This window comes from Nocardioides bruguierae (assembly GCF_023656415.1).
GTDB lineage: Bacteria > Actinomycetota > Actinomycetes > Propionibacteriales > Nocardioidaceae > Nocardioides > Nocardioides bruguierae.
In genome coordinates this window covers 53,160-71,916 of sequence record NZ_JAMOIL010000021.1, presented here as the reverse complement: position 1 = coordinate 71,916, position 18,757 = coordinate 53,160, and the positions used below count along the sequence as shown (strand labels likewise).

18 protein-coding genes are annotated in these 18,757 nt (G+C 75.2%); 8 read left to right on the top strand and 10 right to left on the bottom strand.

The window, feature by feature from the left end; all coding sequences use genetic code 11:
* The 4 genes from M8330_RS15370 to M8330_RS15355 all read left to right on the top strand — a co-directional run.
* On the top strand, window positions 1–736 hold a 736-nt coding region (locus M8330_RS15370), incomplete at its 5' end, for an NYN domain-containing protein (protein WP_250828038.1).
* Between the two features lie 74 nt (window positions 737–810).
* Entirely contained in the window at window positions 811–1,074 is a 264-nt protein-coding gene (locus tag M8330_RS15365) for a hypothetical protein (protein WP_250828037.1), read from the top strand.
* 261 nt (window positions 1,075–1,335) lie between these two features.
* Complete coding sequence (locus M8330_RS22535) at window positions 1,336–2,337, top strand: C40 family peptidase (RefSeq protein WP_250828036.1); 1,002 nt, start codon at window positions 1,336–1,338, stop codon at window positions 2,335–2,337.
* Window positions 2,338–2,456: 119 nt separating this feature from the next.
* Window positions 2,457–3,779, top strand: coding sequence for a hypothetical protein (locus tag M8330_RS15355; RefSeq protein ID WP_250828035.1), 1,323 nt, complete (start codon window positions 2,457–2,459; stop codon window positions 3,777–3,779).
* A 221-nt stretch (window positions 3,780–4,000) separates the two neighbouring features.
* Here M8330_RS15355 and M8330_RS15350 read toward each other — a convergent pair whose 3' ends face one another.
* The 9 genes from M8330_RS15350 to M8330_RS15310 all read right to left on the bottom strand — a co-directional run bounded on the left by M8330_RS15350 (window position 4,001) and on the right by M8330_RS15310 (window position 14,588).
* Window positions 4,001–4,204, bottom strand: coding sequence for a Flp family type IVb pilin (locus M8330_RS15350; RefSeq protein ID WP_250056446.1), 204 nt, complete (start codon window positions 4,202–4,204; stop codon window positions 4,001–4,003).
* Window positions 4,205–4,446: 242 nt separating this feature from the next.
* A complete protein-coding gene (locus tag M8330_RS15345) occupies window positions 4,447–5,133 on the bottom strand; it encodes a response regulator (RefSeq protein ID WP_250828034.1) in 687 nt (228 codons plus the stop codon).
* Window positions 5,130–6,809, bottom strand: a complete 1,680-nt coding sequence (locus tag M8330_RS15340; protein WP_250056443.1) for a sensor histidine kinase — start codon at window positions 6,807–6,809, stop codon at window positions 5,130–5,132. The genes M8330_RS15345 and M8330_RS15340 overlap by 4 nt, the downstream gene beginning before the upstream one ends.
* Window positions 6,810–6,993: 184 nt before the next feature.
* Window positions 6,994–7,911 carry a type II secretion system F family protein gene (locus M8330_RS15335; RefSeq protein WP_250828033.1) on the bottom strand — a complete coding sequence of 306 codons (918 nt, stop codon included), beginning with the start codon at window positions 7,909–7,911 and terminating at the stop codon, window positions 6,994–6,996.
* A 1-nt stretch (window position 7,912) separates the two neighbouring features.
* Complete coding sequence (locus M8330_RS22530) at window positions 7,913–8,914, bottom strand: type II secretion system F family protein (protein ID WP_250828032.1); 1,002 nt, start codon at window positions 8,912–8,914, stop codon at window positions 7,913–7,915.
* 10 nt (window positions 8,915–8,924) lie between these two features.
* On the bottom strand, window positions 8,925–10,448 hold the full coding sequence (locus tag M8330_RS15325) for a TadA family conjugal transfer-associated ATPase (protein ID WP_250828031.1): 1,524 nt from the start codon (window positions 10,446–10,448) through the stop codon (window positions 8,925–8,927).
* Between the two features lie 91 nt (window positions 10,449–10,539).
* Window positions 10,540–11,736, bottom strand: coding sequence for a CpaE/TadZ family protein (locus M8330_RS15320; protein WP_250828030.1), 1,197 nt, complete (start codon window positions 11,734–11,736; stop codon window positions 10,540–10,542).
* Window positions 11,737–11,741: 5 nt separating this feature from the next.
* Window positions 11,742–12,491 carry a Flp pilus assembly protein CpaB gene (gene cpaB / locus M8330_RS15315; RefSeq protein ID WP_250056433.1) on the bottom strand — a complete coding sequence of 250 codons (750 nt, stop codon included), beginning with the start codon at window positions 12,489–12,491 and terminating at the stop codon, window positions 11,742–11,744.
* Between the two features lie 306 nt (window positions 12,492–12,797).
* Window positions 12,798–14,588 carry an AMP-dependent synthetase/ligase gene (locus M8330_RS15310; protein WP_250828029.1) on the bottom strand — a complete coding sequence of 597 codons (1,791 nt, stop codon included), beginning with the start codon at window positions 14,586–14,588 and terminating at the stop codon, window positions 12,798–12,800.
* A gap of 199 nt (window positions 14,589–14,787) precedes the next feature.
* Between M8330_RS15310 and M8330_RS15305 the strand changes: the two genes are divergently transcribed.
* The 4 genes from M8330_RS15305 to M8330_RS15290 all read left to right on the top strand — a co-directional run bounded on the left by M8330_RS15305 (window position 14,788) and on the right by M8330_RS15290 (window position 17,875).
* A complete protein-coding gene (locus M8330_RS15305) occupies window positions 14,788–15,225 on the top strand; it encodes an SRPBCC family protein (protein ID WP_250056429.1) in 438 nt (145 codons plus the stop codon).
* A 105-nt stretch (window positions 15,226–15,330) separates the two neighbouring features.
* On the top strand, window positions 15,331–15,822 hold the full coding sequence (locus tag M8330_RS15300; RefSeq protein ID WP_250828028.1) for a hypothetical protein: 492 nt from the start codon (window positions 15,331–15,333) through the stop codon (window positions 15,820–15,822).
* Window positions 15,819–16,760: an ROK family glucokinase gene (locus M8330_RS15295; protein WP_250056427.1), complete on the top strand. Its 942-nt coding sequence runs from the start codon at window positions 15,819–15,821 to the stop codon at window positions 16,758–16,760. Before M8330_RS15300 ends, M8330_RS15295 begins: the two co-directional genes overlap by 4 nt.
* 5 nt (window positions 16,761–16,765) lie before the next feature.
* A complete protein-coding gene (locus M8330_RS15290) occupies window positions 16,766–17,875 on the top strand; it encodes an ROK family protein (RefSeq protein WP_250056426.1) in 1,110 nt (369 codons plus the stop codon).
* On the opposite strand, the gene M8330_RS15285 is transcribed toward M8330_RS15290, so the two are convergent.
* Window positions 17,808–18,755 carry a hypothetical protein gene (locus M8330_RS15285; RefSeq protein ID WP_250828027.1) on the bottom strand — a complete coding sequence of 316 codons (948 nt, stop codon included), beginning with the start codon at window positions 18,753–18,755 and terminating at the stop codon, window positions 17,808–17,810. The two genes, M8330_RS15290 and M8330_RS15285, sit on opposite strands and share 68 nt — an antisense overlap.
* Window positions 18,756–18,757: the final 2 nt, after the last annotated feature.

Here is an 18,757-nt window from a genome sequence, read left to right as displayed (position 1 = left end):
GGCCGCCGAGCGGCGCCGTGCCGACGACCTGGCCGCGCGGCTGCGCGACAGCCGCGCCGAGGTGGCGCGCCTGACCGCGCAGCTCGCCGAGCAGCCGGCGCCGGCCGGGGCGGGCGCACCGGTGAGCACCGACGAGCCCGGCGAGTCCGGTGCCGCGTCGGACCAGCGGGCCCGCCTGCTCCTGGACACCGTGCTGGACGCGCTGACCGGGCTGCGCCGCGAGCTGGCCCTGCCCCCGCTGACGGGCACGCCCGGTGCCGAGGCCGAGGAACGGCTCGCGCAGACCACCCCCGCCGGCGCACCCGGCGGGGGAGCGGCCGCGATCGGCCCCGCCCTCCTGGAGCAGTACCTGGGGCTGCCGCGCGCGCGGCTCATCGTCGACGGCTACAACGTGACCCGGGGCGCCTGGCCGTCCTCGACCCTGGAGGCCCAGCGGGCCCGGCTCCTGCGCGACCTGGCGCCCGTGGTGGCCCGTACGCGCGCCGAGACCACGGTCGTCTTCGACGCCGCCGACGCCGACACCCGCCCGCCCGCCGCGACCCCGCGGGGCGTGCGGGTGCTCTTCAGCCCTCCCGGGGTCATCGCGGACGACGTCGTGGCCGACCTGGTCGACGCCGAGCCGCGCGGCCGGGTGGTGCTCGTGGTCAGCGACGACCGCGAGGTGCGTGACCACGCCACGGCCCGCGGTGCCCGGCCCGTGCCGGCCTCCGCCCTGCTGGGCCTGCTGACCCGCTGACCCACGACCCCGCCGGAGAGGCGCTGGACGGGCGCTGGACAGGCGCTGTCGGTGGTCGGTGCCACGGTGTGGCCATGACGACGAGGATCGACTGCGACACCTGCGTGGTGCGAGGACTGGCCTGCCGCGACTGCGTGGTGACGGTGCTGCTCGGACCCCCGCCCGAGCTCACCTTCGACGACGAGGAGCGCGCGGCGCTCGACCTGCTGGCCGAGGGCGGCCTGGTGCCGCCGCTGCGACTGGTGACCCCGCTCTCGGCGCCGGCCGGTGACGGGACAGGTGACGGGACAGGTGACGGGGACGAGCCGCTGCCGGGCACGGGTGCTGCGACCGCCTGACGCAAGCCCGTCCCCGGCCCGCTGCTGCTGCGGGACACGGGCACGAGAAAGGTAAAGACATGCCGGGTGTGGCCGAGATCTTTTGGAGTCCGGCCCCTTGGCCGTCTACCTTCGCTCGTGTTGCCGTCACCCCTCCGGGGGAGACGGACCGCCGTCCGCGACGACGGCGGGATCGAGGGGAAGCCGGTCAGCGCACGTCGACGTGGTTCCCCCCTGCCCCGTGAGCCGTCGACGCACCCGAACCGAGGAGTACCCGCACCCGTGCACACCGGCCGTCAGCGTCTTGCCGCCGCAGCCGTCTCCGCCCTCCTCGTGGGCAGCGGCGTCCTCTGGGTCTCTTCCCCGGCCCAGGCCGAGCCGACCGTCGAGTCGGCCCAGGCCCGCGTGGACACCCTGTACCGCGAGGCGGAGCAGGCCTCCGAGCGCCTCAACGAGGCCCGCCTCGAGGTCACGAAGATCAAGCGACAGCTCCAGTCCCTCCGTGCCGACCAGCGCAGCCAGGCGTCCCTCACCGACGCCGCGCGCACCGAGGCCCGGGACGCGATCCTGCGCGCCTACCAGGGCCAGGACATGAGCGCGGTCAACCAGGTCGTGGGTGCCACCGACCTCGGTGACTTCCTCGACCAGATGTCGACGATGAGCTCGTACGCGGACATCACCGACGAGCTGTACTCCCGCTACGACACCCAGGCCCGTGCCCTCACGCTGCGGGAGAAGGCCACCGAGAAGCGGGTCGCCCGCCTGGCCTCCCTGCGCACCTCGCTGGCCGAGGACAAGGCCGAGATCGACTCCAAGCTCGCCGACGCGCAGGCCGTCCTCGACGAGCTCGAGGCCGCGGAGCGGCGCGAGGTCATCTCGCGCACCGCCGCGCGCGAGCCCGCCCCGGAGGTCAGCACCGTCACCGCCGCGGTCTCCGGCTCGGCCGGTGACGCGGTCGCGTTCGCCCTCGCCCAGGTCGGCGACAGCTACGTCTACGGCGCCACCGGCCCGGACTCCTACGACTGCTCCGGCCTCACCATGCAGGCGTGGGCCGCCGCGGGCGTGTCCCTCCCGCACTCCTCCTCGGCCCAGTACGCCAGCGGCACCAAGGTCTCGATCTCCGACCTCCAGCCGGGCGACCTCGTCTTCTACTACTCGCCGATCAGCCACGTGGGCATCTACATCGGCAACGGCCAGATCGTCGACGCCGCGAACCCGAGCACGGGCGTGCGGGTCGCAGCCGTCGACTCGATGCCGATCAGCGGGGCCGTCCGCCCGGGCTGACCGGCGCCACGGCACCGAGGCAGACGCTGAGCACCTCCGACCAGCCCCCCGCACCGTCCACCGGTCCGGGGGGTTCGTCGTCCCCCGGGGCGGGTCGTCCCCGCCGTCTCCTGTGGCTGGTGGTGGCCGCCGCGCTGGTCGCCGTCGGCGTCGCCTACGTCGTCGCGGACGACGGCGGGCGCACCGTCCTCCCCTCACCCACGGCGTCCTCGGGCGAGAGGCAGTCCTCGGGCACCGACGCCGGCCCTGGCTCCGGGGGCGCCATGCCCGTCGGGCTGGCCACTCGCACCCTCGACCGCCTGGCGCGCGCGCTGGGCCACGGGGACTCCGTCGCCGCCGCCGCCCTCGGGGCGGCGGGGGACGGTGAGGCGGCCGACCGGCTCCGCGCGGCTGCGGAGGCCGCGGCCGACGCACGGGTGCGCGGCCTGCGCTGGCGCTACGTCGACAGCCTCGGCACCCCCGACGCCGACGGGACCTGGTGGGCCGCCACGGAGGTCACCTGGCGCTTCGCCGGTGTGGACGAGTCGGCCGCCACGGCCGAGGTCCTCGTCGGCCTGCGCACCGAGGACGGGCCGGACGGGACGACGGTGGCCGTGGTCGACCCCGCTGCCGCGGCGGAGGACACCGCAACGGAGACGACGACCACCCGCGTGCCCGTGTGGCTCTCCGGGCCCGTGCGGGTGCGCCGGGAGGCCGGCACGCTGCTGCTCGTCGCCACCCCCGACGGCAGCGTGGACGATCGGGCCGAGGAGGCGGCGGACGAGGAAGTCCTGGCCGCGCAGGTCCGACGCGCCCGCCAGGAGGCGCGGCGGGCGCTGGCGCCGGGTGAGCGGTCCGCCGCCCCGTCCCTGGTGGTCGAGGTGCCGGCGGACGCCTCCGGCGTCGACGCGGCCCTCGGGGTCAGCACCGGCACCTACGCGGCGATCGCCGCGGTGACCGCCCCGGTCGACGGCGAGGACGGGCCGGTGCACGTGCTGGTCAACCCGGACGAGCTCGGGCAGCTGCGCCCGGCCGGCGCCCAGGTCGTGCTCACCCACGAGGCCGTGCACGCGCTCACCGACGCCCCCGCCAGCCTGGCCCCGCTGTGGCTGGTCGAGGGCTACGCGGACGAGGTGGCGCTGCGCGACGTCGACCTGCCGCTCTCGGTGACCTCCGCCCAGGTGCTGGCCGAGGTCGCGCAGGAGGGTCTGCCCCGTGCCCTGCCGACCACCGCCGACTTCGGCGTCTCCTCGCGCTACCTCGGCGCCGCCTACGAGGCCGCCTGGACCGCCTGCCGCGTGCTCGCCGCGCGGGCGGGCGAGGACGGCCTGCGCCGCGTCTACGAGCGCACCGGCGCCGGTGAGGGCCTGGACGCCGTGCTCGCCGACGTCGCGGGCTGGACGCAGCGCGACCTGGTGCGCGCCTGGCGTGCCGAGCTGGCGCGGATCGCCGACGGCGGCTGAACGACACCCCTGAACGACACCGGCCCGAACGAGGATCTCGTCCGGGCCGGTGTCGTTCAGCGGGTGTCGTGCCGCGGGCGGCGCCTGGTCGGGCCCGCTCGGCCCCGCCAGGTCAGGTGGGGCGTCAGGTGGGGCGTCAGGTGGTGCGCCAGGTCGTGCGCCGGCCGCCCGCCCCGGTGGGGGGAGAGGGGTGGGGCGGGCGGTCGGCGGTCCCGGGTGGGTCAGCAGGCGGTGCGGTCGCCGCCGACGCAGTCGCCGGTGGAGTCGAAGAGACCGCTGAGGGTGTCGCCGAAGGCGAACACCGCCACCGCGATGATCGCGGCGATGCCGGCGATGAGCAGGCCGTACTCGACGGCGGACGCGCCGCGCTCCTCGTCACGGACGGGGAGGTGCAGGGCGATCAGGGCGGAGAGGTAGGTGACCATGGCGGACTCCTCGGTGGCTGAGGTCAAGGGGGATGGGGGGAGAGGCGGTGTGGTCGCCGGTCCGCCGACCCGGGCGCTGCGTCCGGGCGGGTGACGGGGGTGTCCTTGGCGACGTGTCCACTCTGCCCTGCCGGTCCGCGCGGTGTTATCGGGTAAAGAGTCGAAGGGTGATAGCCCGAAGTGACTAGGAGCACGGACCCCCACGAGCGCGGCGCCCTGGGGAGTGAGGTGGGGGGCGCCGGTCAGCGTGGCGGTGCCACGGAGGACAGCAGCCCCATCCGCATGGCCGTCACGAGTGCCTGGGCGCGGTTCTGTGCCCCGAGCTTCTGGTAGATCCGCGCGATGTGGCTCTTCGCGGTCGACTCGCTCATGTACAGCTGCGCGCCGATCTGCCCGGCGCCCAACCCGTCGGCGAGCAGTACCAGGACCTCCTGCTCACGGTCGGTCAACCTGCTGGACTCGGTGGTGCCCCGCCGCATCATCGCGCCCATGAGGCCGGCGCAGGTGAACGAGCGCGGGGAGACCACCGCCGTCCTCGCCGCCTTGACCACCTCGTCGCTCGGGGCGTCCTTGCCGACGAAGCCGGAGGCGCCCGCCTCCATGGCCGCGAAGATCTGGTCGTCACCGGAGTGCATGGTGAGCACGACCAGGCCGAGCTGCTCCTCGGTGCGCCGCAGGGCCCGCACGATGTCCAGCCCCGTGCCGTCCTGGAGCTGGAGGTCGGTGACGACCACCTGCGGCCGGGCCCTGGCGTAGAGCGCGAGCGCCTCCTGCACGCCGCCGGCGGTGGCCACGACGCGCATGTCCGGCTGGAGGTCGAAGACACCGGCCAGGCCGTTGCGGATGAGCTCGTGGTCGTCGACGACCATCACCGTGGTGGGCGGCTTGGCGGGGGACGGGCTGGCGGGCTGGCTGGGGGACTGGCTCACCTGGCCACCTCTCTGTCGCTGTGGGGGACGGGCCCCGGCGGGGCCGGGAAGGACGGGACGGCCTGGGAGGGGGTGGCCTGGGGCGCCGGTGCCCCGGCCGTGAGGCCGCCGGCGGAGAGCCCGCCGTTCTCGGCGCGCAGCCGCACGGTGACGCGGGTGCCGCCGTCCTCGGGCTCCTCGATCTCGAGGTCGGCGCCGACGAGGCTGGCCCGCTCCTGCATGATCGAGAGGCCGTAGGAGTCGGCGCGGGCGTCGCCGAGGCCACGGCCGTCGTCGCGGACGGTGATCGTGGCCGCGGGCGGGCTGACCTGGCACGCCACGCGGATCACGCTGCACCGGGCGTGCTTCACGGCGTTGTTGACGGCCTCCTGGGTCACCCGGAACAGCTCGGCCTCCACCTCGGGGCGCAGGCGCTGGGGCTGCTCGTCGAGCGTGACCTCGATGGGGATGCCGGAGACCTGGCTCATGTTGCGGGCCACGGCGCTGATGGCCGAGCCGAGGCTCTCCGCGCTGCCGACGGTGGTGCGCAGCGTGAGCACCGAGCGACGCACCTCGGTGACCACGGCGCTGACCCGCTCGCGCAGCAGCGTGAACTGCTCCCGCTGGGCCGGGGTCATCGCGGTCAGGGCGAGGGCGTCGACGACGTAGCCGAGCGAGGCGATGTCCTGGGCGACGCCGTCGTGCATCTCCCGGGAGAGCCGGCGACGCTCGTCGGCGGTCGCGGCGTCGCGGAAGGCGTCGAAGAGGAGGGCGGCCTCGAGCGTGACGACCATGTCGGCGACGAGGTCGGGGACGTCGGCCAGGCGCCGCTCGAGCTCGGGGTCGCCGAGCCGCACCCGGTCGGAGAAGGTGCCGGCGAGCACCGCGATCAGCCGGTCCTCGCTGTGCAGCGGCACCGCGAAGGCGTGCCCGTCGCGCTCGACCTCGCCCGTGGCCCGGCAGGTCTCCGCGACCAGCGAGCACTCGAGGAGGTCGTCGTCGTCGAAGGACTTGGTGACCAGCGGGGTGAGCGTCGCCCCCGCGGTGGCCCCGGAGCCGGGCAGGTACACCGCCAGCACCGACGTCGGCAGGGCGTCGCGCACGGTCGAGAGCAGGAGCCCCCCGGTGCTGCTGGGGTCGAGGCCGGAGGAGAGCCCGTCGGTCAGGTCGTTGAGCTGGCGCAGCAGCGCGCTGGCGTGCCGGTAGGGGGCCAGCGCGTCCGGCGGCTCCTGCGAGGTGGAGTGCAGGAAGGTCGCGACCAGGCCGAGGCCGAGGCCGAGCACGGCCCAGGTGAACACCGACGCGGCGGTGTCCGCGGTGACGGGGGCGGTCGCGGCGGCGGCCAGCGTCACGGCCACCACCGAGGTGGCGGCGGCCAGCAGCATGGAGGCCAGGCCGCGGCGCAGCCCCGCCAGCAGCGGGGCGAGCGCGGTGGCGGCGAGCAGCGACTCCGTCTGGTGCACCGTGAGGCCCGCGACGACCCCGACGATCGCCGCCTCCAGCGGGGTCGACCAGCCGGGCACCGAGGCGGGCCGGGTCAGCGCGAGCGTGGAGGTGGCCCACACCATCGCCACGCAGCCCAGCCCGGCGATCGCGGTGACCTCCCGCGTCCACAGCACCGGCCCGGTCATCGCGAGCAGCACGAACACCCGCAGGGCGAGGTCGAAGCGCACGGCGTCCTGGGTGGGATGGAGCATGGGGCTACCTCGTCCGGCCCGGGTGGCCGGCTGGGTGGGGGGTGGGGGGAACCGCTCGCGCGGTGCCGACCGGGGCCGGTGTGCTCATGCTCTCACCGATCCTGGGTACGCGCCGCTGGTCCACACCGGTACGCGGCTCCGTCCCGGGCGGGGGCCCCGAGCGGTGCAGAACCTCGTGCGCCGCTCAGAAGGTGTCCAGGATGCTCAGCACGGCCGGACCCATCACCACCACGAACAGGGACGGCAGGATGCACACGACCAGGGGCACGGTGATCTTCACCGGCACCTGCTGGGCCTTCTCCTCGGCGCGCTGGCGGCGCTTGACCCGCATCTCGCCCATCTGCACGCGCAGCACCTGGGCGATCGGGATGCCGAAGTGGTCGGCCTGCACCATGGCGCCCACGAAGTGCTGGAGCTCGGGCACGTCGGTGCGCTCGGACATCGCCCGCAGCGCCTGGCTGCGCGAGGAGCCGATCTGCATCTCGCGCAGCAGCCGGGACAGCTCGTCGGCCACCGGACCCTGCGTGCGGCCGGCGACCTGCTGGAGGGCCGCGTCGAACCCGAGCCCGGCCTCGACCGAGATCGCCAGCAGGTCCAGGGCGTCGGGGAGGTCGCGGCGCATCCGCTCGGAGCGGTCGTAGGCGCACTGGTAGAGCCACAGCGCGGGGGCCGCGAACCCGAGGCCCGCACCCACGGCCACGGCCAGCAGGACGACGGTGGGGCCGGCGCCCAGCAGCAGCGCGAGCAGCGGCAGCGCGACGCCGCCGGCCACGGCGAGGCCCAGGCGGGTGCTCACGATCTTCTCCACGCTCCAGCCCGGCGGGTTGCCGGCGAGGTCGAGCTTGCGGCGCAGCCGCACCGCGGTGTCGGCGCCCGTCAGCCGCCGCCCGGCGCGCTGCCAGCGGGCGGCCGCCGGCCGGAGGACCCTGGCCTGGAACGTCTGCTCGCCCTCCTGCTGCTCGCGCAGCGGGGCGGGGGCGCTGGTCATCGCCTCGATCACCGCCAGCGACCGGCCGACGCCGGTCTCCGGCGTGGGGCGCAGGGCGAGGCCGAGTAGCGCGATCGCGCCCAGGACCAGGACGAGGGCCAGGACCAGCTCCACCTCAGACCTCCACCTTCACCAGGCGCGACATCCAGAAGATGCCCAGCACCAGCAGGGCCGCACCGAACCCGACGAGCACCAGGCCGCGGGGGTCGGTGAACAGGACCATCACGTAGTCGCGCTGCGCGACGAGCAGGTACAGCGCGAACAGCACCGGCAGCGCCCCCAGGACGACGGCCGAGAGCCGTCCCTCCGCCGACAGCGCGGAGACCTGACGACGCAGGTACTCCCGCTCGCGCATCGTGCCCGCCACCCGCTCCAGCAGCTCGGCCAGGTTGCCGCCGACCTGCCGCTGGATGCGGATGGCCATGACGACCCAGGCGAGGTCCTCGCTGGCGAAGCGGACGGCGACCCCCTCCAGGGCGTCCTCGAGGGCGACGCCGAGCCGGGTCTCGACCAGCGCCCGGCGGAACTCGCCCGCGACGGGGTCGATCCCCTCGGCGGCCACGGTGTCCACGGCCTGCATCAGCGACTGGCCCGCGGCGATGGCGCCGGCGAGCATCTGGAGCGTCTCGGGCAGAGCGGCGCCGAACCGCGTCCGTCGCCGGTTCGAGCGGACACGCAGCACCAGCCAGGGCACCACGAGGCCCAGCGCCACCGCGAGCAGCAGGACGACGGGGTCGCCCGCGCCCAGCAGCAGGCCGGCGAGCCCGGCGAGGACCACGACGGCCACGTGGGCCACCAGCCACTCGGCGGGCTTGAGGCCGGAGCCGGAGGCCTCGAGCCGCAGGGCGATCCGCGCCTCGAGCGTGCGCTGGCGGGAGAGCAGCTCCGCGGCCGCGTCGGTGGCCCGCTCGCGCACCTGCCGCTGGTCGGCGTCCGGGCCCACCGGACGGCCGGTGCCGCTGCGCACGTAGTCGCGCACCACGTCCTCGGCCGAGCGGGTGCGGTGCCGGGGCACCAGGCCGACGAGGAGCGCGCCGAGGCCGAGCGCGAGGGCGGCGACGCCGACGTAGGCGGCCCAGCCGGGCAGGGAGACGGCGGTCAGGGAGGCGGGGTCCACGGCGTCCTCCTCAGCCCTGGGCGACGAACGTCATCGGGTCCACCACGACGTTGGCCGCGGCGAGCTTCTCCAGGAACTTCGGCCGCAGCCCGGTGGGGCGCAGCGTCCCGCGGGAGCGGCCCTGGTCGTCGAAGCCGGCGGAGGAGTCCCAGACGAACACGTCCTGGAGCGTCACCACGTCGCCCTCCATCCGCTCCACCTCGGTGACGTGGGTGATGCGGCGGGAGCCGTCCTTGAACCGGGTCTGGTGCACGACGAGGTCCACGGCCGAGGCCATCTGCTCGCGGATGGCGCGGACGGGGAGGTCCATGCCCGCCATCAGCACCATCGTCTCCAGCCGGGAGAGGGTGTCGCGGGGGCCGTTGGAGTGCAGCGTGCAGATGGAGCCGTCGTGGCCGGTGTTCATCGCCTGGAGCATGTCGAGCGCGGAGGCGTCGCGGACCTCGCCGACGATGATCCGGTCGGGCCGCATCCGCAGGCTGTTGCGCACCAGGTCGCGGATCGACACCTCGCCGCGGCCCTCGATGTTCGCGGGGCGCGACTCCAGCCGCACCACGTGGCCCTGCTTGAGCTGGAGCTCGGCGGCGTCCTCGATGGTGACGATGCGCTCGTCGTCGGGGATGAAGGAGGAGAGCACGTTGAGGGTGGTCGTCTTGCCGGCGCCGGTGGAGCCCGAGACGATCACGTTGAGCCGGCCGCGCACGCAGGCCTCGAGGAAGGTGGCCGCCTCGCGGCTGAGGGTGCCGGAGGCGACGAGGTCGGCGACCAGCATGACGTCGGTGGCGAACTTGCGGATCGTCAGGGCGGAGCCGTCCACGGCCAGGGGCGGGACGACGGCGTTCACCCGGCTCCCGTCGGGCAGCCGCGCGTCGACCATCGGCGAGGACTCGTCGACCCGGCGACCGATCCGGGAGACGATCTTGTCGATCACCCGCCGCAGGTGCGCCTCGTCGGCGAACCGGGCGTCGGCGGGCTCGAGCCGGCCGGCCCGCTCCACCCAGATCGAGTCCGCGCCGTTGACCATGATCTCCGCGACCTGGGGGTCGCGCAGGAAGGGCTCGATGGGCCCGTAGCCGAGGATGTCGTCGGTGATCTCCTGCGTCACCCGGCGCCGGTCGGCGGAGGAGAGCGGCTGGTCCTGGCGGCCCAGGACGTCGGCGAGCACCGCGCGGACCCGCTGGTCGAGCTCGTCGGAGTCGAGGTCGGCCTCGTAGAGCTGCGGGCCGAGCTGGGAGAGCAGCTCGGCGTGCACGCTGCTCTTGAGCTCCTCGATCCGGTCGCGCTGCTCGGCACCGACCCGCTGCGAGCGCACCGAGGCCATGGAGCGGGTGGCGGGCGCGGCGTCGGCCGTCGCCGTCGGCGCCGTGGTCGGGGCGGCCGGGGCCGGCTCGGGGGTGTGGACGGCCTCGAGCACGGCGGCCGCGGCGGAGGCGCTCGGGGAACCGGGCCGGGGCTCGAGCTCGGCCTGCGTCGTGCCCGGCCCGGCGGGCTGGGTCTGGCGGGCGGCGGCCAGCCGGTCGGAGAGACTGCTCATGCCGGTGCCTCCTGGAAGCGGGGCCGGGGGTCGGGACGGTGCTCGGGACGGTGCGTGGGACCGTGCGTGGATCGGGGCTGCGTGCGCGGGCTCATCGGCGCTTCCAGAACGGGGTGCGGGCACGGGGGCGCTCGTCCGGACCGGACGAGGCGGTGCCGGACGCGGCGGTGCCGGTCGGCGCGCCGACGGGCTCGCCGAGCACGCGCGCAGCGAGGTCGCGGACGATCACGGAGACCGGGTGGTCGGGGGAGGAGGCGACGATGGGCGTGCCGGCGTTGGTGGAGGCGGCGACCTCGACCTGGCTGGGCAGGCGGGCCGCGGTGGCCATCTGGAGGATGGCCTCGACCTTCTCCGGGCCCAGCCCGACGGCGTCGTCGGCCCGGTTGAGGACGAGGTGACGGTGGCCCTCGGCGATGCGGAGCATGTCCATCGTCTCGAGGGCGACCTTGACGTTCTTCAGCGTCGGCACGTCGAGGGTGGCCACGATGACGCACTCGTCGGTCTCGTCGAGGGCGGCCAGCACCTGCTCGTCGAAGGCGGGCGCGGTGTCCACCACGATCGCGTCGAACCCGGTGCGCAGCACGCTGAGGGTCTTGGCGACCAGGGCCGGGGTGACCCGCTCCCGGACGTCGGGGTGGGCGGGGGCCGCGAGCACCTGCACGGACCCGGCGTGACGGGTCATCATCCCTTGGAGCTGGGCCAGGTCGAGGCTGCTCTCGGAGCCCACGGCGTGCTCGATGGAGTGCGTGGGGAAGAGCTGCATCGTGATCGCCACGTCGCCGAAGGCGAGGTCGAGGTCGACGAGGCAGACGCGGCGGCGCCCGCCGTCCGCGATGGCCATGGCGAGGTTGACCGCGAGGGTCGTCTTGCCGACGCCGCCCTTGGGGGAGAAGACGGTGACGACGCTGCCCTCGGAGACCACGCCCTCCCCGCGCAGCGCGGCGAAGAGGGTGCGTGCGCGCTCGGCGGAGGTGCGCAGGCTGGCGAGCTCGGCCATGGGGACGACGTCGCGGACGCCGGCCTTCATCGCCTGCGCGAGCACGAGGGCGTCGAGGTCGTGGCGGACCATCACCGTGTACAGCAGCGGCCGGCTGGTGGAGAGCCGCTGGCAGACCTCGAGGCTGGTGGTGACGTCCAGGTGCGGCCCGAGAACGAGGAGGTGCTCCTCCGGGTGCTCGTCCAGGTAGGCCTGCATCCGCTCGACGACGTCGACGGCCTGGGAGCCGGCGGGCAGCTGGGCGAGCAGCGCGGTGATGGTCGGCGGGTCGGTGTCGACGACGAGGGGCACGGCGCTCAGCCCCGTCCGAAGAGGTTGCTCGGGGTGACGGCCTGGCCGCCGCTGACCCGCGACTGGTCGGTGAGCAGGGCGAAGGCCAGCTCGCCCTGCTGCTGGGCGAGCAGCACCCGCTGCGCCTCGCGCTGGTCCAGCGAGAGCGTGATGAGGGTGCGGGGCAGCTGCTCGGTGGTCTCCTCGGTGCCGTCGGAGGAGGTGGTGGTCGTCGTGGTCGTCGTCGGCGTGGTCGAGCCGACCGCGATGACGCCGACCCGGGGGAGCAGCACGCGGGAGTAGGGCTCCTGCGTGCCGTCGGCCTCCACGGTGACCAGGACGGCGACCTCGGAGCCGGGCTCGACGAAGCCGGCGACCCGCGCCGGGTCGGTGAGGTTGACCGAGATGGCCAGCTCGCCGTCGTCCGGGATCTGGAGGCTGGCCGAGGACAGGTCGGCGGTGGAGCCGAGCTTGTCGGCGATCACCTGCTCACCGGGGTAGAGGGTGGTGAGGGTGACCGCGGTGCCCGCCTCGGCGACGTCCGTCAGCGCTCCCGGCAGCACCTGCGCCTCCGGCACGTCCGCGAGGGCGACCGAGGTGGCCACCGAGGACAGCGGGGTGCCGGCCGGCACGGTGGTCGTGACCACGAGCACCGGCTGGAGGTCGAAGCGGGCCCGCGCCCGGGCGTCGGCCCCGCGCACGTACAGCAGCACGAGCAGCGCTCCCAGGAGCGCCAGCACCACCGCGGCGACCAGCAGGAGACGACGTCGTGCCATGGGCGCACCTTTCGCCGGACCGCCGAGGGTGGGGGGACGGCGCCCGTCGTGGGGAGTGGGGGGAGAGGCCGACCCGAACCGGCCCGTGGCCTCGATCGTAGGGCCGGGCCCGTGCCCGGCGCCCCCTTTGTCGCCCTGCGGCGTCACCTCTGACCGCACGGTCGACCGGCATGGTCCGAACGGGCCATGCCGGTGGTCATCCCGGGCCACCCGCGGGACCCGAGGTCCGGGCCTCAGGTGTCGCCGCTCGGTGCGTCAGCGTGGCCCGGTGCGTCAGCGTGGCTAGGTGCGGCGTCGCCCGGTGCGTCAGCGGTAGAGGTCGTCGACCTCGTGCCGCACCTCGCGCATCACCACGGCCCGCTTCAGCTTCATGCTCGGGGTCAGCTGGCCGCCCTCCTCGGTCCACTGGTCGGCGAGCACGGTGAACTTCTTGATCGCCTCGGCGTGCGAGACGGCGAGGTTCGCCTGGTCCACGGCCTGCTGGAGCTCGGCGTGCAGGTCGGGGTCGCTGACGAGGGCGGCGAGGTCGGCGGGCCGGCCGTGGTTCTCGGCCCAGGTCGGCAGGTACTCGTGGTCGAGGGTGAGGATCGCGCCGATGAACGGCCGCTGGTCGCCCACGACGACGCACTGGTCGACCAGCGGGTGCTGGCGCAGCCGGTCCTCGAGCACGGCCGGGGCGACGTTCTTGCCCCCGGCCGTCACGATGATCTCCTTCTTGCGGCCGGTGATCCGCACGAACCCGTCGGCGTCGATCTCGCCGATGTCGCCGGAGTGGAACCACCCGTCGGCGTCCACGACCTCGGCCGTCGCGGAGGGGTTGTGCCAGTAGCCGCCGAACACCTGGTCGCCGCGCCACAGCAGCTCCCCGTCGTCCGCGACCCGCACGGTGGTGCCCTGGAAGGGACGGCCGACGGTGCCGACGCGGATGGCGCCGGGCAGGTTGGCGGCGAGCGCGGCGGTGGTCTCGGTGAGGCCGTAGCCCTCGAGCACGGTGAGGCCCAGGCCGCGGAAGAAGTGGGTGAGCCGCTCACCGAGCGGCGCGCCGCCCGAGATGGCGTAGCGGCAGCGGCCGCCGAGCGCCGTGCGCAGCTTGGCGTAGACCAGCCGGTCGAAGACCGCGTGCCGCAGCCGGAGGCCGAGGCCCGGCCGACCGTCCGCGTCCAGGGCCTGCGACCACTTGATCGCGGTGTCCGCGGCCTTGCCGAAGATCGCGCCGCGCCCCTCGGAGTAGGCCTTCTGGGAGGCGCCGTTGAACACCTTCTCGAAGACCCGCGGCACCGCGAGGATGAACGTGGGACGGAACGACGCGAGGTCGACCATCAGGTTCTTGACGTCGGGGGCGTGGCCCAGCCGGGCGCGGCTGATCACGCAGCCCACCTGGATGATCCGGGCGAAGACGTGCGCCAGCGGCAGGAACAGCAGCGTGGCCGCGTCCTCCTCGGAGAAGAGGTCCTCGAGCTCGCCGACGGCGACGCCCAGCTCGTAGAGGAAGTTGCCGTGGGTCAGCGCGCAGCCCTTGGGGCGGCCGGTGGTGCCCGAGGTGTAGACGATCGTGGCCACGGTCTCGGGGCCCAGCGCCTCGCGCCGCGCGTCCAGGGCGGCGTCCTCGACGCTGCCGCCGAGGCGGTCGAGCTCGGCGACGGCGCCGTCCTCGATCGTCCAGACGTGGTCGAGGGCCGGGAGGTCCCCGCGCACCTCGGCGATCCGCTCGGCGTGCTGGGCGGTCTCGACGAGCGCCACCCGGGCGCCGGAGTCGCTCATGATCCAGGTGACCTGCTCGGCGGAGGAGGTCTCGTAGACCGGCACGGTCACCGCGCCCGCGAACCAGATGGCGTAGTCCAGCAGCGTCCACTCGTAGCGGGTCTTGGACATGAGCGCCACGCGGTCGCCCGGCTGGACGCCGGCGGCGACCAGGCCCCGCGCCGCGGACCGGACCTCGGCCAGGAACTCCGCGCAGGTGACGTCGGCCCACCCGGAGCCGGAGCGCCGGGAGAACTGGACGTCGTCGGGGTGCTCGGAGGCGTTGCGGACGACGGCCTGCGTCAGGTCGGTGTCGCCGGGCAGCCGGAGGGTCAACGGGTGGGTGAACTCACGCACGTCGGGCACGCTACCGCCCGGCGCCGGGCCCGCGTCCGGTCAGGGCCCGACCGGCGGGTAGCCACCACCGGGCCGCGAGCGGAGGGCACGAGGTCGACGACCGGATCTAGTACGCTCACCGGCGCGTGGCCGGGCCCGGGCACGAGGGTGCTGCGGGTCGGTCGTGCCCGCGTCCGCACACGTTGAGGGGAAGAGTCCGGTGGCTGAGCAGACCACGTCGTCCATCGTCGTCCAGGCGCCGCCGTCCGAGGTGATGGCGGTCATCGCCGACTTCGACTCCTACCCCGACTGGGCCAAGGGGATGACCAAGGTCGAGGTGCTCTCCACCGGGCCCGACGGCCGGGCCGAGCAGGTCTTCTTCGCCGTGGACGTCTCGCCCATCAAGGACGAGTACACCCTCGGCTACACCTGGCACGGCGACAGCGAGGTCCGCTGGACGCTCGTCGAGGGCGGGATGCTCAAGACGCTCGACGGCGCCTACGAGCTGCGCGACCTCGGCGGCTCGACCGAGGTGACCTACAGCCTCGCCCTCGACGTCAGCCTGCCGCTCATCGGCATGCTCAAGCGCAAGGGCGAGAAGATCCTCATCGACTCCGCGCTCAAGGGGCTCAAGAAGCGCGTCGAGCAGGGGGCCTGAGCCACCATCGGCGCCAGCACCTGGACCGACGGGCAGGACCCGGACGGTCGTGACGACGTGGGCCGGGCGGACGCACCGGCGGGGCAGGACCGGCCCGAGGAGCCCGTGGGCTCCCTCGCCGAGGAGGCCCGGCTGCTGCTCGGCGTGCTCACCGACCTCGCCCGGGGCGGCGACGGCGCTGCAGCCGGCGGCGACGCGCAGGACCGTCCTGGTCCTCGTCCCGGTCCTGCCGAGGGCTCCGGGGACGGCTCCGGCGACGGCCCCGGCGACGGTGGGAGCACCGGACCCGGGCAGCACCAGTGCCTGGGCTGGTGCCCGGTGTGCCGCGGTGCCGACCTGGCCCGGCACGTGACCCCGGAGGTCCGGGCGCACCTGGCCCAGGCCGGCTCCTCGCTGCTGGCCGCGGCCGTCGGGCTGCTGGCCGGGCAGGCAGACCCGGGTCACCCCGAGGCGTCCCGGACCTCACCCGGGGACGGCGACCCGACCCCGGCAGGACACAATGCGGAGGGTGCGGGCGAGGGCCGCGCCGACCGGGCAGCGGACCCCGCGCCCGGGCACGACCCCCACGACGGGGCGCCCCTGGAGGAGGAGCAGTGACCCTGACCTGCGGCATCGACATCGGCGGGACGAAGATCCTGGGCGGGGTCGTGGACCCCGACGGGACGATCCTCGCCGAGCTGCGCGTCGACTCCCCGGCGTCGGACCCCGAGGCCATCGAGCAGGCCGTCGCCGGCCTGGTGCGCGCGCTGTGCGCCGACCACGACGTCTCCGCGGTGGGCGTGGGCGCGGCCGGGTACGTGGACAAGGCACGCTCCAACGTCATGTTCGCGCCGAACATCGCCTGGCGCGACGTGCCCATGCGGGCGGCGCTGGAGGCCGACCTGGGCCTCCCGGTCGTCGTCGAGAACGACGCCAACGCCGCAGCCTGGGGCGAGTTCCGCTTCGGCGCCGGCGAGGACGTCGACGACCTGCTGCTGGTCACGGTCGGCACGGGCATCGGCGGCGGGCTCGTCCTCGACGGCGAGCTCTACCGTGGCGCCTTCGGCGTCGGCGCGGAGATCGGCCACATGCGGATGGTGCCCGGCGGCGTCCTGTGCGGCTGCGGCAACCGCGGCTGCTACGAGCAGTACGCGTCCGGCTCCGCCCTGGTGCGCGAGGCGCGCGACGCCGCCCGCGGCGGCTCGCTGCTGGCCCGCGAGGTCCTCGACCTGGCCGACGGGGACGTCGACCGCATCTCCGGGCCGCTCATCACCCGTGCCGCCCAGGCCGGGGACCCCTTCGCGACCGAGCAGCTCGCCGAGCTCGGCCGCTGGCTGGGGGAGGGCATCGCCTCGCTCACCGCGGTGCTGGACCCGGCCGTCGTCGTCATCGGCGGCGGCGTCTCCGAGGCCGAGGACCTGCTCCTCGAGCCCGCACGCCGCGCCTTCCGCAGCCAGCTCGCCGGCCGGGGCCACCGCCCCGAGCTGTCCATCCGCAAGGCCCAGCTGGGCAACCGTGCCGGGCTGATCGGCGCGGCGGACCTGGCCCGGAGGTGAGTCTGTTGCCCCTCGCCTACACCGGAGCAGGCCTGCGCCCCGTCGTCATCGGCGTCGACGTCGGTGGCACCAAGGTCATGGCCGCCGAGATCGCGCCCGACGGCGAGGTCCTCTCGGTCGCCCACGCCTCCACGCCCGGACGCCGGGTCGAGGTCGAGCTCGTCGAGGCCGCGCTCACCCAGGCGGTCACCGAGGTGGCAGCCGGCCGCCGCGTCGCCGGGGTCGGCCTGGCCGCCGCCGGCTTCGTCGACTCCACCGGTGAGCGCGTCATGTTCGCCCCGCACCTGCCCTGGCGCGGCCACCAGGTCCGCGCGCGGCTCGCCGAGCGCTGGCAGGTGCCGGTGTTCCTGGACAACGACGCCAACTGCGCCGCCCGGGCCGAGACCGACTACGGCGCCGCCGTCGGCGCCCACGACGCGCTCGTCATCACCCTCGGCACCGGCATCGGCGGCGCCGTCGTGCTGGACGGCGTGCTGCACCGCGGCCGCAACGGCATGGCGGGGGAGTTCGGGCACGCCCAGGTCGTGCCCGGCGGCCGCGAGTGCGAGTGCGGCGGCCGGGGCTGCTGGGAGCAGTACTGCTCCGGCAACGCGCTGGTCCGCCACGTCCGCGCCGCCCTCGCCGACGGGGGCGCCGCACCGGCGCTCCTCGGCCTGGCCGACGGTGACGCCGAGGCGGTCACCGGCCCCATGATCACCGAGGCCGCGCGGCTCGGGGACCCGGTCAGCCTCGCCGCGTTCGCCGCCGTCGGCGAGTGGCTGGGCATCGGGGTCGCCAACCTGGTCGCCGCCTACGACCCCGAGGTCGTCGTCATCGGCGGCGGCGTCTCGGCCGCCGAGGACCTGCTCCTCGGCCCGGCCCGCACGGCCCTGGCCGACTCGCTCGTGGGTGCCGCCGACCGCGTCGTCCCGCCCGTGCTGCGCGCCAGCTTCGGGCCCGAGGCGGGCGTCGTCGGCGCGGCCTCGATGGTGCGCGAGGGCCTCGGACGAGGCGCCCGACCGCGCCGCGGCGTGCGCCTGGGTGGCCCGGCCGCGCCGGCGCCGCGGGTCAGAGCCTCGAGCCGTCGTCCCAGGGATCGCGCGGCTCGCGGGGCATCCTCGCGACGAGGTAGATGAACCCGCCGACGAACCAGCCGATCGCCAGGTAGCCCACCAGTGTCGGCAGGCCGAGGCCGGTCAGCAGGACCACCAGCAGCAGGGCCGGTGCGCCGAGCACCCCGGCCCAGGCCAGTGCCAGGTCCGGCTCCGGCCGCGTGATCGGCGTCGGGGCGGGCGGCACGAACCGGTCGGCCGGCTCGACGTCGTCCGCCGTGCTCGGCAGCGGGTCCGCCCAGCTGCCCCAGCCCTCGGACTCCGCCTCCGCGCGCTCGCGTCGGCGCGCCTCCTCGGCACGGGACTCGCGACGCCGCCGGAACCAGCTGCCGGTGCGACCTGCCCCCTCGTCCGCTCCTGCGTCCGCGTCCTGGCCGGCGGCCCAGCGACCCTCGAGGTCGGCCAGCTCGGGGTGCTCCCCGGCCCGTGCCTCGGCCGCGAGCTCCTCGGGGGGAGGCGCCGGGGCGGCCCAGGGCGCGGGCGCCGCGTCGGCCGCGGACCCGCCCGGCCGTTCGGTCGGGCGCTCGTGCGGGGCCTCGTTCGCGGCGTCGCTCCCGGCCGCGGGGGCGGGGTCGTCCCGGTCGGCGGTGTCGGCCCCCGGCCGCGACGGTGCGGGCGGGTCGGCGATGGGCGGGAGCACGGCCTCGGTGGGCTCGGCACGGTCGCCGCTGCCCGTCGGGTCGGCGTCCGCCGACGGCTCGTCCTCCGACTCGTCGAAGAGGTGGGTGTCGGGGTCGGAGATGCTCGGGCGGTGGGCCCGCGCCTCACGCTCGCGGCGGGCGTCCTCGATCCGACGGAGCTGGTCGGGGCTCACGTCGGGCTCGGCGTCGATGGTCACCCGCTCGCCGTAGTTCTCCACGATCGAGCGCCACGCCTCGTCGTCCTCGTCGCTCCACTGACCCACCT

Bases quoted from the DNA above. Each gene is read 5' to 3' on its own strand.
- M8330_RS15350 (WP_250056446.1), bottom strand. From the start codon at position 4,204: ATGGTCACCTACCTCTCCGCCCTGATCGCCCTGCACCTCCCCGTCCGT.
- cpaB (WP_250056433.1), bottom strand. From the start codon at position 12,491: ATGGCACGACGTCGTCTCCTGCTGGTCGCCGCGGTGGTGCTGGCGCTC.
- M8330_RS15365 (WP_250828037.1), top strand. From the start codon at position 811: ATGACGACGAGGATCGACTGCGACACCTGCGTGGTGCGAGGACTGGCC.
- M8330_RS15340 (WP_250056443.1), bottom strand. From the start codon at position 6,809: ATGCTCCATCCCACCCAGGACGCCGTGCGCTTCGACCTCGCCCTGCGG.
- M8330_RS15325 (WP_250828031.1), bottom strand. From the start codon at position 10,448: ATGAGCAGTCTCTCCGACCGGCTGGCCGCCGCCCGCCAGACCCAGCCC.